Source organism: Microbacterium sp. Nx66 (assembly GCF_904066215.1).
GTDB classification, from domain to species: domain Bacteria; phylum Actinomycetota; class Actinomycetes; order Actinomycetales; family Microbacteriaceae; genus Microbacterium; species Microbacterium meiriae.
On the sequence record NZ_LR880474.1, the window covers coordinates 3,008,283 to 3,029,597 of the forward strand.

Genomic DNA, 21,315 nt, shown 5'->3' on the forward strand with positions numbered 1-21,315 from the left:
TCCGTTCACAACTCCGTCATGTTGACGTTAGCACGCAGCCCGACCTAACATGTTGACGTGAACACGCCCGAATCTCCTGAGTTGCGCACGGAGCGTCTCGGCGCCGGTGTCGTCAAGCGCCCGACCACCCTCGCCGACGGCCGTGAGCTCATCTACTACGACGACCCGGAGACGACCCTCGGCGCGGAACGGTCGGTCGACGCCCGCACCCTTGCCCCTCGACCCGACACCGCGACCATGCGGCTCGACGTTCTCACGGGCGACTGGATCACCGTCGCCGCCAACCGCCAGAACCGCGTCATGATGCCGGGAGCCGACGCCGACCCGCTCGCGCCGCAGACACCGGGGAATCCGTCCGAGGTGCCGTCCCGGTACGACGTGGCCGTGTTCGAGAACCGCTCCCCCGCGTTCGGCCCCGCTCTCGCCGAGCCCGTCGGCACCGTCCCGGGGGCGACGAACCCCCCGCGCGGCCTCGACGACCTCGCGGCCCTCGGACTCGGGCGCACCCGCACCGCCGTCGGCCGCTGCGAGGTCGTGTGCTTCAGCCCCGAGCACTCCGGCTCCTTCGGCACCCAGACCGCGACCCGTGCCCGCACCGTGATCGAGGCCTGGGCCGACCGCACGGCCGCTCTGTCCTCCCTGCCCGGCATCCAGCAGGTCTTCCCGTTCGAGAACCGCGGCGAGGCGATCGGCGTGACCCTCCCCCACCCGCACGGGCAGATCTACGCGTATCCCTACGTGACCCCGCGCACCGCCCGGGTGCTGGACGCCGTCGACCGCACCGCACCCGACCTCTTCGCCCGCATCCTCGCCGAGGAGCAGGCCTCCGAGCGGGTGGTGTTCCGCGGCGAGCACTGGACCGCGTTCGTGCCCTTCGCGGCGCGGTGGCCGCTCGAGGTGCACCTCATGCCGCATCGGCACGTGCCCGACCTCGCCGAGACCACGGCGGAGGAGCGCGACGAGCTCGCCCCGCTCTACCTCCGTCTCCTCCGCGGCGTCGACGCGCTCTACGACAGCCCCACCCCGTACATCGCCGCGTGGCACCAGGCTCCGGTCCACGTCGGCCGCGAGAGCGTGCGCCTGCACCTGCAGCTCACGAGCCCCCGCCGCGCCGCCGACAAGCTCAAGTTCCTCGCGGGCTCCGAGGCCGCGATGTGGGCCTGGGCCGCCGAGGTCGCCCCCGAGCAGGGGGCCGCCCGACTCCGCGAGGCCCTCGCTCGCGCCGACCAGGAAGCCTCCGCATGACCTCCGCACACGACGCCGCCGTCGACCTCTTCGCCGCCCTCGCCGGGCGCACGCCGGACGGCGTCTGGTCGGCCCCGGGGCGCGTGAACCTCATCGGCGAGCACACCGACTACAACGACGGCTTCGTGCTGCCGTTCGCGATCCCGCAGCGCACGGTCGCCGCCGTCCGCCGCCGTGCCGACCGAAGGCTCCGCGTCGCCTCGACCCTCGCGGACGACCCCGTCGAGATCGCTCTCGACGACCTCGACCGCCTCTTCCCCACCCCGCCCGGCACGGCGCCCGCGGTGCCGGAGTGGGCCGCGTACCCGCTCGGCGTCGCCTGGGCCCTCCGTGCGGCCGCCCCCGCGACCGCGGCCTCCGGCCTGGACATCGCGATCGCCTCCGACGTCCCGGTCGGGGCCGGGCTCTCGTCGTCCGCCGCGATCGAGGGCGCGACGGCCACGGCACTGAACGAGCTCTGGGACGCCGGCCTCGATGCCGTCGCCCTCGCCCGGATCGGACGGACGGCGGAGAACGAGGCCGTCGGCGCGCCCACCGGCATCATGGACCAGATGGCCTCGATGCTCGGGGAGCCCGACGCCGCGATCTTCCTCGACTGCCGCTCTCTCGCCGCCGACGTCGTGCCGCTGGGCATGGCCGACGCCGGCCTCGCGGTGCTCGTGATGGACACCCGCGTCACGCACGCGCACTCCACCGGCGGCTACCGGGAACGCCGCGCCGCATGCGAACGCGGAGCCGCGATCCTCGGAGTGCCCGCGCTGCGCGACGTCGCCGTGGCCGACCTCGCCCGCGCCGAGAGCCTGATGGACGACATGACCTTCCGCCGCGTGCGCCACATCGTCACGGAGAACCAGCGCGTGCAGGACACGGTGGCGACGCTGCGCACCGCGGGCGCACGCGGCATCGGCGACCTCCTCGTCGCGTCCCACGCGTCGATGCGCGACGACTTCGAGATCTCGACGCCGGAGCTCGACGCCGCGGTGGAGACCGCCCTCACCTCGGGGGCGGTGGGTGCGCGCATGACCGGCGGCGGCTTCGGCGGTGCCGCGATCGCCCTCGTCGACCGCGGTGCCGTGCCTCACCTCGCCGACGCGGTGCGGGGGCGGTTCGCCGCCGAGGGCTTCGTCGCCCCGCACCTGTTCGAGGTCAGCCCGTCCGCAGGTCCGCGCCGCGACGCCTGACACAATGAAGGGTCGAGCCGCCACCGCCGCGGCAGGAGAGGAACGCATGTCCTGGATCGTCACCGGCGGCGCCGGCTACATCGGTGCCCACGTCGTCCGCGCTCTCGCAGAGGCCGGTCTCTCCCCCGTCGTCCTGGACGACCTCTCCAGCGGCGTCGCCTCCTTCGTGCCGGAGGGCGTGCCCTTCGTGCAGGGCAGCATCCTCGACCGCGCCCTCGTCGAGGAGACCCTGCGCACGCACGAGGCGGAGGGCGTGATCCACGTCGCGGGCTACAAGTACGCCGGCGTCTCGGTCCAGCGCCCGCTGCACACCTACGCCCAGAACGTCGAGGGGACGCGGATCATCCTCGAGGCGATGGCGGCGGCGGGCGTCGCGAACATCGTCTTCTCCTCTTCGGCGGCCGTGTTCGGCACCCCGGACGTCTCCCTCGTCGTCGAAGACACCGCCAAGAGGCCCGCGAGCCCCTACGGCGAGTCGAAGCTCATCGGCGAATGGCTGCTCCGCGACCAGGCCGTCGCCACCGCCCACGCCGACCGCCCGCTGCGTCACACCTCGCTGCGGTACTTCAACGTCGTCGGCTCGGCCGACCCGACGGTCTACGACGTCAGCCCGCACAACCTCTTCCCCATCGTCTTCGAGGCGCTGATCGAGGGCCGCACCCCGAAGATCTTCGGCGACGACTACGACACCCCTGACGGCACGAACGTGCGCGATTACGTGCACGTCGGCGACATCGCCGCCGCCCACGTCGCCGCAGCGCAGCGCCTGGCCTCCGGCGCCCCGATCGAGCCCGCGTACAACCTCGGCTCCGGCGACGGCCTCAGCGTGAAGCAGATCATGGATGCGGTCGCCCGCGTCACCGGCATCGACTTCACCCCCGAGGTCGGCCCTCGCCGCCCCGGCGACCCGGATCGAATCGTGGCGACCGGTGAGCTCGCGGCCCGCGACCTCGACTGGACCATGCGCTACACCGTCGACGAGATGGTGCGCACGGGCTGGGAGGCCCGCCGCGCCGCCGGCTGATCTCAGAGGTCGCGCGTGCGGATGGGGTAGAGCCAGAAGCACAGCCACCCGACGGCGGTGAACGCCAGGGGGATGACCGCCAGCATCAGCCGGATGCCGCCGTCGACGGCCTCCGGCTGCGCGTCGCCGAGCCCGGCGTCGAAGCCCGTCGCGGTCAGCACAGCCGCGGCGACGATCGCCTGGAGGACAACGGAGCCGCGCACGACGAACCCGTTCACGCCGAAGTACGCACCCTCGCGACGGTGGCCCGTGCGATGCGCGTCGTCGTCGATGATCTGGGCGAGCACGACCTCGAGGAGCTGCAGCAGCCCGCCGACGCCGACGCCGACCGCCACCCCGACGAGAGCCGCCGCCCCCACCGACGTCGGGACCAGGTAGCCGAGCACCGCGACCCCGAACACCGCGACGCTCCACAGCAGCGCCGTGCGCGGGGAGGTGCGCCGGACTACCGCGCTCCACAGCACGATCGACGGGATGGCCGTGAGGAAGATGGCGCCGAGCAGGAGGCTGCCCCCGCCCTCGGCCGCCCCCAGCGAGTAGCGGACGTAGAACGGGACGGCGGCGAGGATCACGGCGATCGAGGTCTGCACGCAGAGCGAGCCCAGCACGTACGGCACGAAGGCGCGGTTGCGGAACGTGTAGACGAGCTGGTCCCGCCAGCGCATGGCCTCGGAGGCGGCCTCGGGCACCCGGCGCTCGATCATCCCGCCGAGGAACGACCAGGCGAGCAGCACGAGACAGACACCGCTCAGCACGAGCGCCATCCCGGGCCAGCCGATCGCGTCGTAGAGCGCGGGGGCTCCTGCCGTGCCGAGCACCATGCCGAGGATCGCGAAGATCTGCCGCGGCACGTTCCCGCGGGCGCGCTCCTCCGTGGTGCGGAAGATCTCCGGGAACAGCGCCGAGATGTTCAGCACCACCACGACGAAGGCGATGTCGTAGACCGCGACGACCACGAGGAACCACACGATGAGCCCGGCCGCCGGGAGCGCGGGCGGCATCCAGACGAGGGCGAACGCGACGACGAGCGGCACGATGCCGAGCCCGATCCACGGGATGCGGCGGCCCCACGGCGTGCGGATCCGGTCGGAGAGCGCCCCGACGACAGGGTTGAGCGCCGCGTTGAGGATGCCGTGGGCGATCATCGCCGCCGCCACCCACCCCGCGGGGACGGCGAGGTGCGAGACGTAGAAGTAGACGACGAACGCCGAGAACGTCTGCGTCATCAGCTGCGTCGGGAACCCCGAGGCCCCGAAGGCGATGGTCTGGGAGCGGGTGGGAGCGGCGTCGAGACGGCGGTCGCGCAGCCGTTCGCCGAGCGCCGTCACCGGGCGTCTCCGCGCTGCAGCTCCCGCAGCGCGCGCCAGCCGACGCGGACCAGGCCCTCCTCGGCGATCGTCTGCTGCACGAGCGGGTCGTCGAGCAGCCGCAGCTCGTAGCCGCGTTTGGCCGCCGCGAAGTCCACCGCGGCGCGCAGCTCCTCACCGTCGGCCATCGGATGCAGGTAGATCTCGGTGACACCGGGCGGGACGGCGCGCAGCACCGCGAGGAACCCGTCTCGGACCTGCTCGTACGACTCCTCATCGGCGGTGCCCTCGCCGCGCAGCTCGAACGGGTGCGTCCAGAGCCGATCGACGATCTCCACGCCGAACGCATCCGCCACCGCCGCCGCCTCGGTGAGCTTCGCCTGCAGCATCGGATCGGCGTCCGCTCCCTCCATCTCGCGGGGCAGGCGGAAGGGGAGGCCGTGCCGGGCGGCGAGCTCGAAGACGGCGCGCAGGAAGTCCCGGCCGGTCAGCAGCCCGTAGACGGAGCCCATGTGGTTGTCGAGGTGGGTCACGTCGACGCCGGCATCGAGCGCCGCCTGCAACTGCGCGGCGATCTCGGCGGCGACATCCTCCTCCGACGCGTGCTGCTCCACGGTCGCGACGTCGGCGGGGAAGAAGCCGTCGGCGTCGACGAGGGTCGAGGAGCCCGCGGTGAGCGGACGCCACCGGTACCGGCGCCACTCGCTCGTGAGGACGAGGTGCACGCCCACGTCGAGGTCGGGGTGCGCGGCGGCGAAGGCGAGTGCTTCCGGGGACCAGGCGCAGGGCACCATCACCGTCGCCGAGTCGATCCGGTCACGCGCCAGGAGTCCGGAGATCGCCGCGTTCGCGGCATGGCACATCCCGAAGTCGTCGGCGTTGAGGATGACCGCCCTGGCACCGGACGGCAGCCCGAGTCGGTCGGCGAGAGCGGCGGAGGCGGTCATGGCGTGTCCTGTCGGGCGGTCAGCGGCCGGTGGCGGGTGCGCGGGAGGGTGTGAGGATCCGGGTGAAGACGTCGGCGCGGAGCGCGGAGGCCGCCTCACCCACAGCTCCGACGAGCGGCGCCTCCGGACCGAACGCCGAGGCGAGGAAACGGAGCGGCAGCTGCGCGGCGAACTCGTCCGCGACCCGCTCGATCGCATCCAGGAGCGCCGGGTGCACCGCCTCCCCGCCGAGGATGAAGGCCTCGGGATCGAGCACGAGGGCGACGCTGCCCGCCGCGAGGAAGAGCCGTCGTCCGATCTCCGCGACGAGGGCCTGCGCCGCCTCGTCTCCGCGTTGCGCCGCCTCCAGGTGGGCGAGGAAAGGCGCGTCGACATCCAGTCCGAGCCCGAGGGCGAGGTCGCGCACCACCGCGGCGCCCGCGACCGGGGCGCCGATGGGCACCGGCGTCTGCGGGAGGTACATCACCTCGCCCGCCACTCCCGAGAACCCGCGATGCAGCGCCCCGTCGATCACGATGCCGGCGCCGAGGTCGTCGTCGAGCAGCAGGAGCGCGAAGCTCGCGAGGTCGATGCCGACACCGGTGGTCGACTCGGCGAGCGCGGCGAGGTTGACGTCGTTCTCGACGCGGACCGGGCAGTCGAGGGCTGCCGCGAGAGCCGAGCGGAAGGCGCCGCCGTCCGGTCCCTGGTCGTCGCGGATCGCACCGTCCGACGCGACGATGCCGGGCACTCCGACGACGGCGAGGTGGAGCGCGCCCTTCACGGATCGGCGGCAGGCCGCGACGAGGGCGGCGATGTGCGCGACCCGGTCCTCGCCCGCGGGGAAGGCGCCGTGCCGTTCGGCTCTGATGGTGCCGGTCGCGTCGACGAGGACGACGTGGGCGGCGTGATGGTCCACGTGCACGGCCGCCGCGACCCCGAGGGCGGGGTGCAGAGCGACCCGGCCCGCCGCCGGTCCGCGGGTGTCGCGGTCGACCCCGGCCGCAGTGACGGCTCCCGCGGCGTCGAGCATCCGCAGTACCTGGGTCACGGCCGTGCGGGAGAGGCCGGTCGCCGCCATGAGCTCGGCCCGGGTCTGCGGTCCGCTCCGGGCGAGACGCTCGAGGATCGCGCGGCCGTTGAGCGTGCGGAGCAGGGTCTGCGGTCCTGCGAGGGGTCGTGACATGCGGCGGAACCTCTGGGGGGTCGATTCTCGTGCGGAGTCGGTGCCCGCCAGCCTGCCACATCGCGTCGCACCCGTCGACCCGTCCTTCCCGGCTGCGTCGCCTGCACGACCCGGGCACGGTCGCACGACGAATCCCGGGATTCCTCCCCACAGACGCACCCATGTCGTGCAGGTGTGACCGGGGAACCCGGAAGGACGTCGGCGGGCCCGCATAGGGTGGAGGGATGACGCCCCTGGTGATCCGAGACGCCGTCGCCGACGATGCCGAGGCCGTGGCCGGAGTGCACGTGCGGTCGTGGCAGGCGGCCTACGAGGGCCTCATCGACCAGGAGGTGCTGGACGGGCTGTCCGTCTCGGAACGGGCCGACGGGTGGCGCCGCATCTTCGCCGATCCGCTGCCCACGAGCCTCGGAACCCTGGTCGCGGAGCGCGACGGCACCGTCGTCGGCTGGGCGTCGTTCGGCTCCGGCCGCGACCCCGACGGCTTGGACGATGCCGAGCTGTACGGCATCTACGCCGACCCGACCGCGTGGTCGACGGGGGCGGGGCATGCCCTCCTCGACGCCGCCGAGCAGCGCATGATCGATGCCGGCCACACCCGCGCCTACCTCTGGGTCCTCGACGGCAACGACCGCGCCGACGGCTTCTACGCCCGGCACGGGTGGGAGCTCGACGGGGCCACGAAGATCGATCAACGCCCGCAGTTCACGCTCCGGGAGCACCGCCGCGTCAAGCTCCTCGCCCCGCGCTGAACGACCGCCGCGTCAGTCGAGCGCGCTCATCACGTGCTTGATCCGGGTGTAGTCGTCGAAGCCGTACTGCGACAGGTCCTTCCCGTATCCGGAGTGCTTGAACCCGCCGTGCGGCATGTCCGACACGAACGGGATGTGGGTGTTGATCCAGACGCAGCCGAAGTCCAAGTCGCGGGAGAAGCGCATGGCCCTGGTGTGCTCCCGCGTCCACACCGAGGCGGCGAGCGCGTACGGCACGTCGTTCGCCATCGTGAGCGCCTCCTCCTCGGTATCGAAGGGCTGCACGGTGAGCACGGGTCCGAAGATCTCGCCCTGCACGACCTCGTCGTCCTGCTGCACGCCGGTCACGATGGTCGCCTCCCAGAAGTAACCGCGGTCGCCCTGCCGCCTCCCACCGGTGGCGATGGTCGCGTGCGCCGCAAGCCGGTCGATGAAGCCCTGCACCTGAGCGAGTTGGGCCGCGCTGCTCAGCGGTCCGTACAGCACGCCCTCTTCGTCCGGCACCCCGGTCCGCGCGTGCGTGCGGGTCCGCTCCACCAGTGCGGCGACGAGCTCGTCGTGCATCGACGCGTGCACGAGCACCCGGGTCGCCGCGGTGCAGTCCTGACCCGCGTTGAAGAAGGCCCCGGTGACGATGCCCTCGACCGCCTTCTCGATCGACGCGTCCGGGAAGACGATCGCGGGCGCCTTGCCGCCGAGCTCCAGGTGCACGCGCTTGACGTCGTCGGCCGCGGAGCGGGCCACGGCCATCCCCGCGCGCACCGAGCCGGTGATCGCCACCATCTGCGGTGTCGGATGCTCGACGAGGGCCGCTCCGGTCTCGCGGTCGCCGAGCACGACGTTGAGGGTGCCCGCGGGGGTGTGCGCGGCGACGATCTCCGCGAGCAGCAGCGTGGTGAGCGGCGTGGACTCGGCCGGCTTCAGCACGACGGTGTTGCCGGCGGCGAGCGCGGGAGCGATCTTCCACACCGCCATGTTCAGGGGGTAGTTCCACGGCGTCACCTGCCCGATCACGCCGATCGGCTCCCGGCGCACGAAGGAGGTGTGCCCGGGGAGGTACTCCGCGGCGGCTCGACCCCCGAGGCTCCGCGCGGCCCCGGCGAAGAACCGCAGCTGGTCCACCGACTGCAGGATCTCGTCGGCGACGAGCGTCGCCCGCGGCTTGCCGGTGTCCTTCGACTCGAGGTCGGCGAACTCCTCGGCCCGCGCGGCCATGTCCTCGGCGATGCGGAACAGGGCGAGTTGGCGCGCAGACGGCGGGGTGTCCCGCCAGGTCGGGAACGCCGCCGCGGCCGCGGCATACGCGGCATCCACGTCGGTGCGGTCGGAGATCGGGATCTCGCCGTAGGCTTCCTCCGTCACCGGATCGATGAGCGGCAGGCGCCCGCTCCCCGATGCGGTGACGGCGCGACCGCCGATGAAGTTCTGCAGGGGCACGGTCATCGTCGACGGTGAGGACATAGCGCCATGGTAGCCATCCGAGCGCGGAATCTGTAGCTTTTCGTCCACAGATCGACGGAATCAGTTGCGCAGGGCGGGTCAGAATGTCACGATCGGTACATGAGTCCGAAGACGCCTCCCCCCGCCCTCGACGACATCTCGAAGCGCATCGTCGAGCTGCTGCAGGAGGACGGGCGGCGTCCCTATGCGGAGATCGCCCGCGAAGTAGGGCTCAGCGAGGCCGCGGCCCGCCAGCGCGTGCAGCGCCTGACCGAATCGGGTCTGATCCAGATCGTCGCCGTGACCGACCCGCTGCAGCTCGGCTTCCACCGCATGTCGATGATCGGGATCCGGGTGTCCGGCGACCCCCGCGCGATCGCTGAGGAGCTCACGGCGATCCCCGAGCTGGCGTACGTCGTCGTCACCCTCGGGACGTTCGACATCCTCGTCGAGGCGGTGTGCGAGGACGACGACCATCTGCTCGACCTCATCGCCACCCGCATCCGCACCATCCCCGGCATCATCCAGACGGAGAGCCTGCTCTACGCCGGCCTCTACAAAGACCTCTACAACTGGGGAACGCGCTGACGCGCTCCCCTCGCATCGGAGTGAACATGGGCACCACGGTCTTCGAACGCCGTCATCCTTCGCAGTCCGTCGTCGACGACGCCCTGCGCGACACGGCCCTGTCGGTCTTCTGGCTCGACGACGTCGAGCGGCCCGCGCATCCGCCGCTGCGCGGCACCGTGCACACGGACCTCGTGGTCGTCGGCGGCGGCTACACCGGGCTCTGGACGGCCGTGCGCGCGAAGGAGCGGGATCCGGAGCGGAAGGTGGTCCTCCTGGAGGCATCCCGCGTGGCCTGGGCGGCATCCGGGCGCAACGGCGGCTTCTGCGAGTCCAGCCTCACGCACGGCCACGAGAACGGCGTGAACCGCTGGCCCGAGGAGATCGACCGCCTCGAGGAGCTGGGCCACGAGAACCTCGACGGCATCGCCGAGACCGTGCGGCGGTACGACATGGATGCCGAGTTCGAGCGGACGGGCCAGCTCGCGGTCGCCGTGGAGCCGCATCAGGTCGAGTGGCTGCGCGAGGAGGAGGGCTTCCTCGACCGGGAGGCGGTGCAGGCGGAAGTGCATTCCCCCACGTTCCTCGCCGGCGCGTGGGACCGGGAGGGCAGCGCTCTCGTGCACCCCGCGAAGCTGGGCCTGGAGCTCGCACGGGTGGCCGTCGAGCTCGGCGTGGAGATCCACGAGCACAGCCTCGTCCGGCGGATCGAGGGCGCGGACTCCGGTCCGGTGACCCTCGTCACGGAGCACGGCCGGGTGACCGCCGACGCGGTGGCGCTCGCGACGAACGTGTTCCCCTCCCTCCTGAAGCGCAACCGCCTCATGACGGTCCCGGTGTACGACTACGTGCTGATGACGGAGCCGCTCTCGGCCGAGCAGCTCGAGTCCATCGGCTGGCGCAACCGTCAGGGGCTCGCCGACAGCGCCAACCAGTTCCACTACTACCGGCTCACCGCCGACGACCGGATCCTGTTCGGCGGCTACGACGCGGTGTACCACTTCGGCGGCAAGGTGCGCCCCGCCTACGAGGATCGGATGGAGAGCCACCGACGCCTGGCCTCGCACTTCTTCACCACCTTCCCGCAGCTCGCCGGCCTCCGCTTCACGCACCGCTGGGCCGGGGCGATCGACTCGTCGAGCCGGTTCTGCGCGTTCTTCGGCACCGCCCGCGGCGGTCGGGTCGCCTACGCCACGGGGTTCACCGGACTCGGGGTCGGGGCCGCCCGGTTCGCGGCCGATGTCATGCTCGACAAGCTCGACGGCGAGGAGACCGAACGCACGCAGCTGCGGATGGTGCGCGAGAAGCCGATCCCGTTCCCGCCGGAGCCCGCCGCGTCCGTCGGCATAAACCTCGTCCGCGCCGCGATGGACAGGGCCGACCACAACGGGGGGCGCCGCAACCTGTTCCTGAAGACGCTGGACGCCCTCGGCATGGGCTTCGACTCGTGACCGCGCTCACCCCGGGGGCCGTCGTCAACGCGGGGAACCTCGCGCTGACGCACGCCCCGCTGCCCGACGAGGACGTCCGCGACGGCGCGCCGACCACGGCGTACACGGTGCTCGACGACGCACGCGGCATCGAGATCGGCGTCTGGGAGATGACGCCGGGCACGGCGGTGGATGTCGAGGAGGACGAGGTGTTCGTCGTGCTCTCCGGTCGCGCGACCGTGGCGTTCACCGCACCCGCGCTCCCGCCCGTGGGACTCGGCCCAGGGTCAGTGATGCGGCTCACGGCCGGCATGCGGACGGTCTGGACCGTGAACGCGACCCTGCGGAAGGTCTCGATCGGGATTTGACGGCTCGTGCCGAGCGCGTCCCACTCAGGCCCGGCGGACCTCCGCGTGCGGGATGCGTGCGGCCATGACCCGCACCGCTTCCGGGTTGTCGTCCACGAGCACCGCCTCCCGACCGAGTGCGGAGGCCACCGCTCCGGTCGTGCCGCTTCCGGCGAAGAGGTCGAGCACCCGATCGCCCGGTCGGCTGGACGCGGTCACGATGCGCCGGAGGATGCCCTCGGGCTTCTGCGTCGGATAGCCCGTCTTCTCCCGTCCGGTCGTCGGGACGATCGTGTGCCACCAGACGTCGGTCGGGAGCTTGCCGCGCGCCGCCTTCTCCGCGGTCACCAGCCCCGGCGCCATGTACGGCTCCCGGTCGACGTCGTCGGAGTTGAACACGTACGTCCGCGGGTTCTTCACGTACACCAGGATCGTGTCGTGCTTGGTGGGCCACCGCCGCCGGGATTTCGCGCCGTAGTCGTACGCCCAGATGAGCTCGTTGAGGAAGCAGTCCCGGCCGAACACCGCGTCGAGCATGACCTTCGCGTAGTGCGCCTCGCGGTAGTCGAGGTGCAGGTACAGGGTGCCGTCGTCGGCGAGCAGCCTCCAGGCCTCCTCCAGCCGCGGCATGAGGAAGGCGCCGTAGTCGTCGAAGCTGTCGTCGTACGCGCGCAGCATGCCGCGCACCCGCTCGTACCGATGTCCGTGGAAGCCGTGCCGCACCTCCGGCCCGCCGACCGCGTGTTCAGAACTCAGGAGATCCGACGCGGTTTCGGCCGGTTGGGAGCTGCCCCCGTCCGGATCCGCCGATTCTTCCGGAGTTGTGAACGTGCGGCGGGCGGTGACCACCTGCCGCTCCCGCACTCTTCCGGTGTTGAACGGCGGGTCGAGGTAGACGAGCGTGAAGGACCCGGACGGCAGGGTCGCCGCGACGGCGAGGTTGTCCCCCTCGATCACCGACACCCGCCCCGGGACCTGGACCCCTGGGCCGTCCTCCTGGGTCCCTGAGCCTGTCGAAGGGCCTGAGCCTGTCGAAGGGCTCACGGAACCCGATGCAGCCACGCGTCGGTCGAGAACTTCGACTCCACCAGAGCCTCGGCATCGGCGTACTCGTCCGGCGTGATGCCGCCGTCCTCGGCGGAGGTGAGCGAGCGGAACGTGTCCTTGAAGCGCTCGATGATCTCGGCGCGTTCCAGTCCGGTCTGGCTCCGCAGCGGGTCGACGCGCTTGGCGGCCGAGGTCGTGCCCTTGTCGCTGAGCTTCTCGCGGCCGATCCGCAGCACCTCGGTCATCATCTGGCCGTCGATGTCATAGGAGAGGGTGGCGTGGTGCAGCACACCTCCGTTCGCGAGGCGCTTCTGCGCGGCGCCGCCGATCTTGCCGGTCGGGCTCGCGATGTCGTTGAGAGGCTGGTAGACGGCGTCGATGCCGAGCGAACGGAGCGCCTGCAGCACCCAGTCGTCGAGGAACGCGTAGGAGTCGGCGAAGGTCATTCCGGCGACGAGTGACGCGGGGACGTACAGCGAGTAGGTGATGATCTGCCCCGCGGCCATGAGCATCGCTCCGCCTCCGGAGATCCGGCGGACGACGTCGAAGCCGTGCTTCGCAGCGCCCTCGGGATCGACCTCATTGCGATACGACTGGAACGACCCGATGACGACGGCCGACTCGTCCCACTCCCAGATGCGCAGCGTCGGACGCCGACGCCCCTCGCCGACGCGGGAGGTGAGCACCTCGTCCAGGGCGAGGTTCATGCGCGGCGAGACCGCCTTCTCGTGGACGATCTCCCAGTCGAAGTCGCCCCAGCCGGGCGCCGTGACGAGCGCGCGGCGGACGACGGTGCCGACCGCCTCGGGGGTGAAGCCGAGCAGCTGGGCCCCCTCGGGGAGGGCGCCGCGGACGGCCGCGGCGATGGCCGTGGCGTCGGACTCGACGGGGAGACCCTCGACAGCGGCGTTGATGTCGTCGAGCGCGGAGTCCGGTTCGAGGAAGAAGTCCCCGGCGAGCCGGAACCGCGCGATCCGGTCGTTCTCGACCTCGAGGTCGACGACGACGAGCTTGCCCCCAGGAACCTTGTATTCACCGTGCACGGATCCAGCTTAAGGCGCGCGCTGCCTCCGTGGTCAGCCGCCGAGCACGACCACGCGCTCCCCCGCCCTGATCGGCGTGGAGTAGCGGTTGCCGGGCGTCGGCAGGGGGCAGACGAACTGGTCGGAGAACGCACAGGGCGGCAGGTACGCCCGGTTGAAGTCGAGCACGGCGGATCCATCGGCGGCGGGTTCGTCGACGGGGAGGAACCGGAACCGATACGTCTCCAGCCCATTCGTCCCGTCGGCGAAGACCGCGCTCAGCGCTCCGCTCCCACTGCGGGTGACGGTGAGCTCGTGCGGGGCCCCGGCGAGTTCGAACCGCAGGCGTCCGGCGATCGCGGTCTCGCGCTCCTCACCGTCGACCGAGGTGACGACGACCCGCTCGTCTGGCGCGGGTTCGAACGTCGCGGGGAGCCGCCAGCGCTCGTCCGGGGCGTAGGCGTCGATCGCCGTGAACCACTCCCGCTGCGGACGGGCCGGATTCCAGACGCGGAGGGCCAGCAGCCCGTTGCGATCGAATACCCGCAACTCCCGCCGCCCGAGGCGCAGGGTCTGGGCGCCGCGGAGGGTGACGACCGACCCCGACGGTCCGAGTTCGCTGCCGCGGATGCCGCCGTCGCCGGTGAGGGCCCAGAGTCCGGGGACGCCGTCGACCGCTGCGGGTTCGGTGATGAGCCAGTTCGTCGACTCCAGCGCGGACGGCCCGTACTCCGACCCCGCATAGCGTTCACGCGCCGCATGCCACTCATGCCAGTCCGTCAGGAAGCTCATCGCCGCGGGCCCTCCCCCTCGCTCGTGCGGATGTGCCCCGAATCTAGGACTGCCCCCACCTCCCGTGGCCTCCCTCCGTCACACGCCTTCACCGCGCGTCATCCCACGTCACACTCCCCCGCGGTCGCTCCATCCGCGTGCGGGATCAAACCCGTCCCTCGCCGCACCTTTCCCCGCCCGTTCCTGATCCCGCCGGCGCAGCCCCCGCGCACATCCCGCGGGATCAAAACCGTCCCCCATCCCACCCTCCCCCGCCCGTTACTGATCCCGCCACCCGTGCGCAGCCCCCGCGCACATCCCGCGAGATCAAAACCGTCCCCCAGCGCGCCCTCCCCCGCCCGTTACTGATCCCGCCACCCGTGCGCAGCCCCCGCGCACATCCCGCGGGATCGAAATCGTCCCCCAGCGCGCCCTCCCCCGCCCCTTATCGATCCCGCCACCCGGGGTCGTCCGCGGCGCGACGGAAGCCGAAGATGCGCCGCGCCTCCGCGCCCCCTATTCGCGGGGGCGCGGGTGATTCCCCACTGCCACCGGCGCGCGAATCACCGTGCGTGTTCGAAAAGGCTCCCCCGAGGTCCGTCCCGGGCACGAAAGTGATCCCGCGGCAGTGGCGGGAGGCACAACATTGATCCCGCGGGATGTCCGGAGGCACGAAGGTGATCTCGCGGGCGGTGACGGGAGGCGCGGCCTTGACCCGACAGGTCATCGCGGACGCGGACTCACCGGCGCACCCACGCACAGTGCGTGTTCGAAAACGTTCCGCTGGGGCCTGTGCCACGCGCGAAAATAATCCCGCGGGACCGGGGGAAGGGGCGAAAGTGATCCCGGACCGTAAAGGGACCGGAACCGGACCGGGACGGACCGGAACCGGACCGGGACGGGACGGGACGGAACGGGACTGAACAGGCCGGGGAAGGGCCGGACTGGGATCGGACCCGAACCCGGGACGGGAGTCAGCGGGCGGGGATGTGGGCGTCGAGCCAGGCGAGGACGTCGGCGCGCACCTCGTCCTGCTGCAGCTCCTGGAAGATCTCGTGCCGGGCGTCGGGGTAGACGAGGGTCGTGACGTCGGTGAGTCCGGAGCGGCGCCGGTACTGGTCGGCGAGCTTGTGGACGCTGCGGGGACCGCCGACCGGATCGTCACGGCCGACGAGGAGGAGCATCGGGAGGTCGCGCGCGAGGTGCGTCGCCGGACGCCCGTACAGTCGCGCCGCGTCGAGCAGACCGAAGAGCTTGAGCAGAGGCACCCCCGTCGTGAGCGGGTCCTCCTCGAAGGCCTTCCACACCGCGGGGTCGCGGCTCAGCCACTCGTACCCGGTCGCGTCGTCCGCGGCCCACGCGGCGTTCAGCGGCGCCGGGTTCAGGGAGCGGGGCGTGCGCAGCGCCGAACCCGACAAGATCACCGCATCGAAGGCCTCGGCGTGCTCGTTCACCAGCATCTGCGCGAGGAACGACCCCCACGAGTGCCCGAGGAGCACGAGCGGAAGGTCCGGGTTCTCGTCGCGGATGATGCCGGTCAGCTGCCAGATCGCATCCTTGGCCGCCCGGAGACCCCCGGGGCCGAGCCGTCCGAGCCGGGCCGGATCGCCGTGCTGGCGCATGCCGGTGCGCCCGTGCCCACGGTGGTCGTCCGCGTAGACGGTGAACCCGGCTCCGGTGAGCGCGGCGATCAGCGCCGGATACCGTCCTGCGTGCTCGCCCACCCCGTGCAGGAGCTGGACGACACCGCGGGGCGTGCCCTCCGCGGGGTGGACGTCGTAGACGATGGCGATGCCGTGGCTGTCGGTGTACTCGCGGGTCTCGGTCATGAGTCGGCCCTACCGGTCGGTTCCCGCGAGAGCGTCCCGGATCGCGAAGGCGATGTCGCGGTCCGTCACCTCGTAGCCGCCGACCCCGTCGGAGGCGGAGCCCATGCGCACGCCGCCGCCCTCGGTCACCGCCCGCTTCGCGGAGAAGTGGAGGGCATCGACGCCGGCCGCGGTGAGCACCGGAGCGCTCGCGACGTCGACGCCGCTGCCGGCCATGACCTCGATCTGCCCCTCGGCCGCGGCGACGAGCGCGCGCAGGGTGTCGATGCCGTCGATCGCGGCCGATGCCCCTCCGGACGTGAGCACGCGCCGGAGCCCGAGCTCCCTCGCGGCCCGCAGGGTCGCCACCGGGTCGGCGGTCACGTCGATCGCCCGATGCAGCGTCACCGGAGCTCCCCCGGCCGCATCCCGCAGCCGCGCCATGGCGTCGTGGTCGAGCCGCCCCTGGGCGTCGAGCGCGCCGATCACGACGCCGGCTGCGCCTGCGGCGACCGCGTGCCGCACGTCGCGTTCGGCGACAGCCAGCTCGTCGGCGCTGTAGTGGAAGCCGCCGGCGCGCGGACGGATGAGGACGTGCACCTCGGGGCCGTTCGCCCCCGCAGCTTCGAGCGCGAGCTCCAGGGTGGCCGGCGACGGGGTGAGCCCACCCAGGGCGAGTGCCGTGGCGAGCTCGACGCGGGCGGCGCCGACCTCGGCGGCGATGCGCACTCCGGCGGGGTCCTGGACGGCGATTTCGAGAGCGATCGTTCGGGTCACCCCTCCATTGTGCCCGCTGCCCCGGCTCCTCCTGCCCCCGCGTCAGAAATATTAGATAGACTAACTAAGTATGTCTGCGTCCGATGATTCCCTGCACCTCACCGCCACAGACCTGCGCATGGCCACGTTCCGGCTCGCCCGCCGACTGCGCTGCGCCCGCGCCGCCGACATGATGAGCGACACGCAGCTCGCCGTTCTCGCCGAGCTGCGCATGAACGGCCGGCGCACGATCTCCACCCTCGCCGAGCGCGAGCGCGTGACCGCCCCCTCGATGACGAGCATCGTGAACGGCCTGGAGGAGCAGGGCTTCGTCGCCCGCACCCCGGACGAGGACGACCGCCGCCGCGTGCAGGTGGACATCACCGCCGCCGGCGTCGAGGTCGTCGTCGAGACCATCCGCCGCCGCGACGTGCTGCTGGCCGACATGCTCCGCGAGGTCGACTACACCGAGGAGGAACTGACGACGCTGCGAGAAGCGAGCGCCCTGATGCGGAGGGTGGTGGAGCGATGAGCGCCATGTTCCGTTCCTTCGCGAACATCAACTACCGGATCTGGTTCGCCGGCGCCCTCGTGTCGAACGTCGGCGGATGGATGCAGGCCACAGCCCAGGACTGGGTCGTGCTGACCGAGCTCACCGACAACGACGCGACCGCGATGGGCGTCACCATGGCGCTGCAGTTCGGCCCACCGCTGGTGCTGGTGAGCCTGACCGGCTGGGTCGCTGATCGCTTCGATCGGCGGAAGATCCTGCTGACCACGCAGACCGCGCTGCTCGGCCTCGCGATCGCGGTCGGATCCCTGCTGCTGGCCGGCGTGATGACCCTGCCGATGATGCTCGCGTTCGCCCTCGGGTTCGGCATCGTCAACGCGTTCGACGCACCCGCCCGTCAGGCCTTCGTGTCGGACATGGTGTCCGCCACGGAGACCTCCAACGCCGTGGCGCTCAACTCCGCCTCCTTCAACCTCGCCCGCATGATCGGCCCCGCGGTCGGTGGTCTGCTCATCGTCGCGATCGGCTCCGGTTGGGTGTTCATCGTCAACGCCGCGACCTTCCTCGCCATGATCGTCGCGCTGATGCTCATGCGCACGCACCTGCTGGCGCCACGGCCGAAGAACCGCAGCCGCGGCGGCCTCGCGGAGGGCTTCCGGTACGTCTGGGCACGCAGCGACCTCAAGGTCGTGTTCGTGACGGTGTTCCTCATCGGCGCGTTCGGCATGAACTTCCCCATCTTCGCCTCGACCATGGCGCTGGAGTTCGGAGCCGGCGCCGACGGGTACGGGGTGCTGAGCTCGGTGCTCGCGATCGGCTCCCTGATCGGCGCCCTCCTCGCCGCACGGCGGGACCGTGCGAGGGTGCGCGTGGTGATCCTCGCGGCGGGCGGCTTCGGGATCGCGGCCTTCGTCTCGGCCGCGATGCCCACCTACCTCTCCTACGCGGTCACGCTCACGTTCACCGGCTTCATGATCGTGACGCTGCTGACCACGGCCAACGGCTACGTGCAGATCACGACGGATCCGGCGCTCCGCGGCCGCGTCCTCGCCCTCTACATGGCCGTGATCATGGGGTCGACCCCGGTCGGCGCACCGATCGCGGGCTGGGTGGCGGACACGTTCGGTCCCCGCGCCGCCATCATGCTCGGCGGGACGGCCGGCTTCATCGCGTGCGCGATCGGGGTGACGTGGGTGCTGATGTCGGGGAGGCTGCGCCGCGAGGAGAGCAGCCGCTTCCGCCTGACCCTCGACGAGACGCGCCCGCTGCGCGTCGTGCAGCCGGTCGAGCCGGTGGACTACACGGAGAAGGCCGCGGCGACGACGCCCATCCGGCTTCCTCGACGCGACGACGAGTGAGCTGCGGGCGCGTTTGTCAACGCCTTCCTCATCACGGCCCGGCGGTCGTAGCGTCGTGTCATGGACGAGAACATGAGCACCCCGCACCCGCAGGATCCGGCCGAAGGCGCTCCCGGCGTCGACGTCCCTGACGAGAACTCCGGCCAGGGCGACGGCACCGGCGGCGCGATCCAGGGCGACAGCTCCCGCGGCGAGTCGACCGGCGGCGCCATCCAGGGCAGTTCCGGCCCCGGCCACGACGCGCCGCTGGGCGGCGACGAGAACACCGAGGACGAGCTCGCGGCCGACAACGCCGCCGAGGAGGACACCCTCCGCACGCTCGACCCCGACTCCCCGCCGGCCTGAGCCGTCGACCCACCCCTTTCGAGACGAGCCACCCCCTTGCGAACGTTCGCAAGGGGGTGGCTCGTGCAGAAGGGGGTGGGTCGGCCGCGGTCAGGCGTCGAGCACCACCTTGAGCTGCTCGATGGCCCAGTCGAGCTCGGTCGCCCGGATGACGAGCGGGGGCGCGATGCGGATGGTCTGCCCGTGCGTGTCCTTCACGAGCACACCCCGGTCGAGCAGCTTCTCCGCGATCTCTCGGCCCGAACCGATCGCGGGGTCGATGTCGACGCCCGCCCACAGCCCGGCGATGCGCACGCCCGTGACACCGTGGCCGATCAGCGGCTGCAGCGCCTGCTCCAGGTGTGCGCCGAGTGCCCGCGCACGCTCCTGGAACTCGCCCGTCTGCAGCATCTCCACCACGCGCAGGCCGACGGCCGCCGCGAGCGGGTTGCCGCCGAACGTGGAGCCGTGCTCGCCGGGACGGATCACGCCCAGCACATCGGTGTTCCCCACCACGGCCGAGACCGGGAGGATGCCACCGCCGAGCGCCTTGCCCAGCAGGTACAGGTCCGGAACGACACCCTCGCGGTCGCACGCGAACGTCTCGCCGACACGTCCGAGCCCGGCCTGGATCTCGTCGGCGATGAACAGCACGTTCTTCTCGTCGCAGATCTCACGGATGCGGCGGAGGTACCCCTCCGGCGGGATCACCACACCGGCCTCGCCCTGGATCGGCTCCACGAGCACGCCCGCCGTGTCCTCGGTGATCGCCGCGGCGATCGCCTCCGCGTCGCCGAACGGCACGCGGTCGAAGCCGGGCGTGTAGGGACCGAAGTCGTCGTGCGCGGTCTCGTCGTCGCTGAAGCTCACGATCGTCGTCGTACGGCCGTGGAAGTTGCCCTTCGCCACGACGATCCGCGCCTTCCCCTCGGGGATGCCCTTCACGCGGTAGCCCCACGCCCTGGCGACCTTGATGCCGGTCTCCACCGCCTCGGCGCCCGTGTTCATCGGCAGGACGAGCTCCTTGCCGCAGAGCTCGGCGAGCGCGGCCGCGAAGGGCTCCAGCATGTCGCTCTGGAACGCCCGGCTGACGAGCGTGACCCGACCGAGCTGCTCGGTCAGGGCCGCGACGAGCGCGGGGTGACGGTGCCCGAAGTTGACCGCGGAATAGGCCGCGAGCAGGTCGAGGTAGCGCTTGCCCTCGACATCGGTCACCCACGCTCCCTCGCCGCGCGCGATCATCACCGGCAGCGGGTGGTAGTTGTGCGCGACGTGCGGCTCCGCGACCGCGGTGGGTCCCTGAGCCTGTCGAAGGGTCGCTGAGCTCGTCGAAGCGCCCTGAGCCTGTCGAAGGGTCGAACCGCCCGCCGTCTGCTCGATCGTCACTTCGCACCCCGCAGCTCGAGCGTGCAGCACTTGATCCCGCCGCCACCGAGGAGGAGCTCGGACAGGTCGACGGTGATCGGGTTGTAGCCGCGCTCCCGGAGCTGCTGCTCAAAGCCCTTCGCCCGCGGCGAGATGATGACGTTGTAGCCGTCGCTCGAGGAGTTCAGGCCGAACACCGCGCCGTCCTCGTCCGACACGAGGATCGCGTCGGGGAAGCGCTTCTCCAGCTCGGCACGGCTGGCGTCGTCGAAGGCCCCGGGGAGGTAGGCGATGTTCGCCCGCTCCGGACCGCCGTTCTCCACGCCCTGCACGGGGTCGAGCACCGCGATCGCGGTGTCCAGGTGGTAGAAGCGGGGGTCGGTGAGGTTGAGCGACACGACCTCGCGGCCGAAGACCTCGCCGACCTCGCGGTGGCTGTCGCCGGTGGAGCGGAAGCCCGTGCCGGCGAGGATCACGTCGCCGACGAGCAGGAAGTCGCCCTCGCCCTCGTTGACCTCCTCCGGCATGACGGTGTCGTAGCCGGCGGCGCGGAACCAGTCGGCGAAGGCCGGAGCCTCCCCCTGCCGCTCCACGAACCGGAACTCCGGCACGTAGGCGCGCCCGTCGATGAGGAAGCCGCCGTTGGCCGTGTAGACCATGTCCGGGTATCCGGGGAGCGGATCGATGAGCTCGACCTCGTGGCCGAGCTCGACATACAGGTCGTAGAGCTTCTGCCACTGGGCGACGGCGTTGGCGGTGTCGGTCGGCCGCGACGGCTCCATCCACGGATTGATGGAGTAGTTCACCGTGAAGTGCTCGGGACGGCACATCAGGTAGTGGCGGCGGTGCGCGGTGCGCGTGGGGGCGGTGGTGACGGCGGTCTCCGGCGTCGACATGGATGCTCCTCGTGTGAACGGGCGCGGCGGACGCTGTCCAGGGGCCCGGCGG

Annotated in this window: 21 protein-coding genes; 10 read left to right on the plus strand and 11 right to left on the minus strand. The window is 71.7% G+C overall.

The genetic code is table 11. The features are described from left to right. The first annotated feature begins 57 nt into the window (after nucleotides 1-57). From galT to galE, 3 genes are read left to right on the plus strand one after another with little or no spacing between them, the layout of a single operon-like run. Complete coding sequence (gene galT, locus MICNX66_RS14555; RefSeq protein WP_232089104.1) at nucleotides 58-1,245, plus strand: galactose-1-phosphate uridylyltransferase; 1,188 nt, start codon at nucleotides 58-60, stop codon at nucleotides 1,243-1,245. Next, the gene (gene galK / locus MICNX66_RS14560; RefSeq protein WP_187662461.1) at nucleotides 1,242-2,426 is read left to right on the plus strand and encodes a galactokinase; all 1,185 of its coding nucleotides are present in this window, start codon (nucleotides 1,242-1,244) and stop codon (nucleotides 2,424-2,426) included. The genes galT and galK overlap by 4 nt, the downstream gene beginning before the upstream one ends. A gap of 46 nt (nucleotides 2,427-2,472) precedes the next feature. After that, nucleotides 2,473-3,450 carry a UDP-glucose 4-epimerase GalE gene (gene galE, locus MICNX66_RS14565; RefSeq protein ID WP_187662462.1) on the plus strand — a complete coding sequence of 326 codons (978 nt, stop codon included), beginning with the start codon at nucleotides 2,473-2,475 and terminating at the stop codon, nucleotides 3,448-3,450. A gap of 2 nt (nucleotides 3,451-3,452) precedes the next feature. On the opposite strand, the gene MICNX66_RS14570 is transcribed toward galE, so the two are convergent. From MICNX66_RS14570 to MICNX66_RS14580, 3 genes are read right to left on the minus strand one after another with little or no spacing between them, the layout of a single operon-like run. Beyond that, nucleotides 3,453-4,778 (minus strand): MFS transporter, encoded by a 1,326-nt coding sequence (locus MICNX66_RS14570; protein WP_187662463.1) that lies wholly within the window; start codon nucleotides 4,776-4,778, stop codon nucleotides 3,453-3,455. Further along, nucleotides 4,775-5,704 carry a polysaccharide deacetylase family protein gene (locus tag MICNX66_RS14575; RefSeq protein ID WP_187662464.1) on the minus strand — a complete coding sequence of 310 codons (930 nt, stop codon included), beginning with the start codon at nucleotides 5,702-5,704 and terminating at the stop codon, nucleotides 4,775-4,777. Before MICNX66_RS14575 ends, MICNX66_RS14570 begins: the two co-directional genes overlap by 4 nt. A 19-nt stretch (nucleotides 5,705-5,723) precedes the next feature. After that, a complete protein-coding gene (locus MICNX66_RS14580) occupies nucleotides 5,724-6,869 on the minus strand; it encodes an ROK family protein (RefSeq protein WP_187662465.1) in 1,146 nt (381 codons plus the stop codon). A gap of 224 nt (nucleotides 6,870-7,093) precedes the next feature. On the opposite strand from MICNX66_RS14580, the gene MICNX66_RS14585 reads away from it, so the two are divergent. Continuing rightward, on the plus strand, nucleotides 7,094-7,621 hold the full coding sequence (locus MICNX66_RS14585) for a GNAT family N-acetyltransferase (RefSeq protein ID WP_187662466.1): 528 nt from the start codon (nucleotides 7,094-7,096) through the stop codon (nucleotides 7,619-7,621). Between the two features lie 12 nt (nucleotides 7,622-7,633). Here the strand turns inward: MICNX66_RS14585 and MICNX66_RS14590 are convergent, their stop codons facing one another. Next, on the minus strand, nucleotides 7,634-9,082 hold the full coding sequence (locus tag MICNX66_RS14590; RefSeq protein ID WP_232089105.1) for a gamma-aminobutyraldehyde dehydrogenase: 1,449 nt from the start codon (nucleotides 9,080-9,082) through the stop codon (nucleotides 7,634-7,636). Between the two features lie 99 nt (nucleotides 9,083-9,181). On the opposite strand from MICNX66_RS14590, the gene MICNX66_RS14595 reads away from it, so the two are divergent. Genes MICNX66_RS14595 through MICNX66_RS14605 form a run of 3 tightly spaced genes read left to right on the plus strand, consistent with a single transcriptional unit; the run spans nucleotide 9,182 to nucleotide 11,426 of the window. After that, nucleotides 9,182-9,649: an Lrp/AsnC family transcriptional regulator gene (locus MICNX66_RS14595; protein ID WP_025105441.1), complete on the plus strand. Its 468-nt coding sequence runs from the start codon at nucleotides 9,182-9,184 to the stop codon at nucleotides 9,647-9,649. Nucleotides 9,650-9,675: 26 nt separating this feature from the next. After that, nucleotides 9,676-11,079, plus strand: coding sequence for an NAD(P)/FAD-dependent oxidoreductase (locus MICNX66_RS14600; RefSeq protein ID WP_187662467.1), 1,404 nt, complete (start codon nucleotides 9,676-9,678; stop codon nucleotides 11,077-11,079). Then, complete coding sequence (locus tag MICNX66_RS14605; RefSeq protein WP_187662468.1) at nucleotides 11,076-11,426, plus strand: cupin domain-containing protein; 351 nt, start codon at nucleotides 11,076-11,078, stop codon at nucleotides 11,424-11,426. The genes MICNX66_RS14600 and MICNX66_RS14605 overlap by 4 nt, the downstream gene beginning before the upstream one ends. Nucleotides 11,427-11,450: 24 nt before the next feature. Here MICNX66_RS14605 and MICNX66_RS14610 read toward each other — a convergent pair whose 3' ends face one another. The 5 genes from MICNX66_RS14610 to MICNX66_RS14630 form a co-directional block, all read right to left on the minus strand. Continuing rightward, a complete protein-coding gene (locus MICNX66_RS14610; RefSeq protein WP_187664232.1) occupies nucleotides 11,451-12,368 on the minus strand; it encodes a DNA-methyltransferase in 918 nt (305 codons plus the stop codon). A 77-nt stretch (nucleotides 12,369-12,445) separates the two neighbouring features. After that, the gene (locus MICNX66_RS14615) at nucleotides 12,446-13,495 is read right to left on the minus strand and encodes a lipoate--protein ligase family protein (RefSeq protein WP_187662469.1); all 1,050 of its coding nucleotides are present in this window, start codon (nucleotides 13,493-13,495) and stop codon (nucleotides 12,446-12,448) included. Between the two features lie 33 nt (nucleotides 13,496-13,528). Continuing rightward, nucleotides 13,529-14,266, minus strand: coding sequence for a DUF1684 domain-containing protein (locus tag MICNX66_RS14620; RefSeq protein WP_187662470.1), 738 nt, complete (start codon nucleotides 14,264-14,266; stop codon nucleotides 13,529-13,531). 953 nt (nucleotides 14,267-15,219) lie between these two features. Further along, entirely contained in the window at nucleotides 15,220-16,074 is an 855-nt protein-coding gene (locus MICNX66_RS14625) for an alpha/beta fold hydrolase (protein WP_187662471.1), read from the minus strand. Nucleotides 16,075-16,083: 9 nt separating this feature from the next. Further along, the gene (locus tag MICNX66_RS14630) at nucleotides 16,084-16,830 is read right to left on the minus strand and encodes a copper homeostasis protein CutC (RefSeq protein WP_187662472.1); all 747 of its coding nucleotides are present in this window, start codon (nucleotides 16,828-16,830) and stop codon (nucleotides 16,084-16,086) included. 70 nt (nucleotides 16,831-16,900) lie between these two features. On the opposite strand from MICNX66_RS14630, the gene MICNX66_RS14635 reads away from it, so the two are divergent. Genes MICNX66_RS14635 through MICNX66_RS14645 form a run of 3 tightly spaced genes read left to right on the plus strand, consistent with a single transcriptional unit; the run spans nucleotide 16,901 to nucleotide 19,023 of the window. Beyond that, a complete protein-coding gene (locus MICNX66_RS14635; protein WP_187662473.1) occupies nucleotides 16,901-17,341 on the plus strand; it encodes a MarR family winged helix-turn-helix transcriptional regulator in 441 nt (146 codons plus the stop codon). Between the two features lie 5 nt (nucleotides 17,342-17,346). Next, a complete protein-coding gene (locus MICNX66_RS14640; protein ID WP_187664233.1) occupies nucleotides 17,347-18,678 on the plus strand; it encodes an MFS transporter in 1,332 nt (443 codons plus the stop codon). Between the two features lie 60 nt (nucleotides 18,679-18,738). Next, a complete protein-coding gene (locus tag MICNX66_RS14645) occupies nucleotides 18,739-19,023 on the plus strand; it encodes a hypothetical protein (RefSeq protein WP_025105431.1) in 285 nt (94 codons plus the stop codon). Between the two features lie 90 nt (nucleotides 19,024-19,113). On the opposite strand, the gene rocD is transcribed toward MICNX66_RS14645, so the two are convergent. Then, the gene (gene rocD, locus MICNX66_RS14650; protein ID WP_232089106.1) at nucleotides 19,114-20,388 is read right to left on the minus strand and encodes an ornithine--oxo-acid transaminase; all 1,275 of its coding nucleotides are present in this window, start codon (nucleotides 20,386-20,388) and stop codon (nucleotides 19,114-19,116) included. Then, nucleotides 20,385-21,263, minus strand: a complete 879-nt coding sequence (gene ddaH, locus MICNX66_RS14655) for a dimethylargininase (RefSeq protein ID WP_187662474.1) — start codon at nucleotides 21,261-21,263, stop codon at nucleotides 20,385-20,387. Before ddaH ends, rocD begins: the two co-directional genes overlap by 4 nt. Nucleotides 21,264-21,315 lie beyond the last annotated feature (52 nt).

Excerpts from the sequence above, each read along its gene's own strand:
- MICNX66_RS14635 (WP_187662473.1), top strand. The coding sequence starts at position 16,901 with ATGTCTGCGTCCGATGATTCCCTGCACCTCACCGCCACAGACCTGCGC.
- galE (WP_187662462.1), top strand. The coding sequence starts at position 2,473 with ATGTCCTGGATCGTCACCGGCGGCGCCGGCTACATCGGTGCCCACGTC.
- MICNX66_RS14600 (WP_187662467.1), top strand. The coding sequence starts at position 9,676 with ATGGGCACCACGGTCTTCGAACGCCGTCATCCTTCGCAGTCCGTCGTC.
- MICNX66_RS14590 (WP_232089105.1), bottom strand. The coding sequence starts at position 9,082 with ATGTCCTCACCGTCGACGATGACCGTGCCCCTGCAGAACTTCATCGGC.
- MICNX66_RS14595 (WP_025105441.1), top strand. The coding sequence starts at position 9,182 with ATGAGTCCGAAGACGCCTCCCCCCGCCCTCGACGACATCTCGAAGCGC.
- MICNX66_RS14620 (WP_187662470.1), bottom strand. The coding sequence starts at position 14,266 with ATGAGCTTCCTGACGGACTGGCATGAGTGGCATGCGGCGCGTGAACGC.
- MICNX66_RS14575 (WP_187662464.1), bottom strand. The coding sequence starts at position 5,704 with ATGACCGCCTCCGCCGCTCTCGCCGACCGACTCGGGCTGCCGTCCGGT.
- MICNX66_RS14585 (WP_187662466.1), top strand. The coding sequence starts at position 7,094 with ATGACGCCCCTGGTGATCCGAGACGCCGTCGCCGACGATGCCGAGGCC.
- MICNX66_RS14625 (WP_187662471.1), bottom strand. The coding sequence starts at position 16,074 with ATGACCGAGACCCGCGAGTACACCGACAGCCACGGCATCGCCATCGTC.
- galK (WP_187662461.1), top strand. The coding sequence starts at position 1,242 with ATGACCTCCGCACACGACGCCGCCGTCGACCTCTTCGCCGCCCTCGCC.
- MICNX66_RS14580 (WP_187662465.1), bottom strand. The coding sequence starts at position 6,869 with ATGTCACGACCCCTCGCAGGACCGCAGACCCTGCTCCGCACGCTCAAC.
- ddaH (WP_187662474.1), bottom strand. The coding sequence starts at position 21,263 with ATGTCGACGCCGGAGACCGCCGTCACCACCGCCCCCACGCGCACCGCG.
- MICNX66_RS14640 (WP_187664233.1), top strand. The coding sequence starts at position 17,347 with ATGTTCCGTTCCTTCGCGAACATCAACTACCGGATCTGGTTCGCCGGC.
- MICNX66_RS14645 (WP_025105431.1), top strand. The coding sequence starts at position 18,739 with ATGGACGAGAACATGAGCACCCCGCACCCGCAGGATCCGGCCGAAGGC.